This is a genomic window from Methylobacterium oryzisoli, assembly GCF_046557895.1.
In the GTDB taxonomy this organism is placed as follows: Bacteria; Pseudomonadota; Alphaproteobacteria; order Rhizobiales; family Beijerinckiaceae; genus Methylobacterium; species Methylobacterium oryzisoli.
Window position 1 is genome coordinate 1 of the sequence record NZ_JBKIBX010000129.1, and the last position, 723, is coordinate 723.

The window sequence follows — 723 nt, forward strand, 5'->3', positions numbered from 1 at the left end:
CGCAGCTTCCACCGGCGGCTCTCGCCGCATAGGGTTTAAATCGGTGTCTCACAAACCGCGGGCGGTACACAAGGCGCTTTCAGAGCCCATCTAACCAAGCAGCCTAGCTTCGCGTTGGCGTCTGGAGGAGAAGCCGATGTGGACGGATGCAGTCGCCCCCTCTGCGCGCGTTCTGCTGTTTCAGGTCGCTCAGGCGTATCGGTTCGGTGGCAGGAGCCTTGTCCCGAACGGTCGTGCTGGACCGGCTGACGGAAAGGAGTGTCTGCTATGCTCGGCACTATCCTCATCAACGTCCTGATCCTGCTGCTGATCGGCGCCCTTCCGCGTGTTGGCGCCTACAGCTCAGGGCTCAGCGGGGCGCCGCTCGCAAGCTCGCAACGCTGCAAGATCGAGCTTGAGGCACCCTACAAGTGACTGCGCAGGTGCCCAGGGGGTATCCGCCGACCGCGTTTCAGCATCAATTCCAGCATGGGGCAGGCATCCGCTCCGTCCTCCGCCAGCCTCAGCGCTTGGCTAAACTTCAGCAATACTCGTTAGGTAAACCATCACCGGCTCCTGGCAGGTCATGCCGACACCAGCCGGTCCTCGCCTTCGACCTCGCCGCGGCTCTGGAGCCAGAGCGTGACCAGCCAACACAGGAGAGCCCAGGCTACCCCTGATCCTCCCTCGGTTTGACGGACACCTCTGATACGCTCGTTGTGGGCGGGGAAGGTGTCGGATGGC

The 723-nt window shown here is 62.9% G+C and carries 1 protein-coding gene; it reads left to right on the forward strand.

The window, feature by feature from the left end:
- The first annotated feature begins 267 nt into the window (after nt 1-267).
- On the forward strand, nt 268-414 hold the full coding sequence (locus tag ACKUB9_RS34355; protein ID WP_407531192.1) for a DUF3309 family protein: 147 nt from the start codon (nt 268-270) through the stop codon (nt 412-414).
- Nucleotides 415-723 lie beyond the last annotated feature (309 nt).

Excerpts from the sequence above, each read along its gene's own strand:
- ACKUB9_RS34355 (WP_407531192.1), top strand. The coding sequence starts at position 268 with ATGCTCGGCACTATCCTCATCAACGTCCTGATCCTGCTGCTGATCGGC.